The 241-nt window shown below is 57.7% G+C and carries 1 rRNA gene; it reads right to left on the bottom strand.

The window, feature by feature from the left end:
- Positions 1 to 241: ribosomal RNA gene (locus ACTHTA_RS11620) — 16S ribosomal RNA — on the bottom strand; the annotation flags it as partial.

Here is a 241-nt window from a genome sequence, read left to right as displayed (position 1 = left end):
GTATAAGAGACAGGACTACCAGGGTATCTAATCCTGTTTGCTACCCACGCTTTCGTGCCTCAGCGTCAGTTCGGGCCCAGCAGGCCGCCTTCGCCACTGGTGTTCCTCCGGATATCTACGCATTTCACCGCTACACCCGGAATTCCGCCCCCCTCTACCCAACTCTAGCCCGCCAGTTTCAAATGCAGTTCCCAGGTTGAGCCCGGGGCTTTCACATCTGACTTAACGGGCCGCCTACGCA

Source organism: Neisseria sp. P0013.S005, assembly GCF_051958425.1.
In the GTDB taxonomy this organism is placed as follows: domain Bacteria; phylum Pseudomonadota; class Gammaproteobacteria; order Burkholderiales; family Neisseriaceae; genus Neisseria; species Neisseria subflava.
Note: the sequence above shows the minus strand (reverse complement) of the source record. Positions and strands in the feature narration are given on the sequence as shown.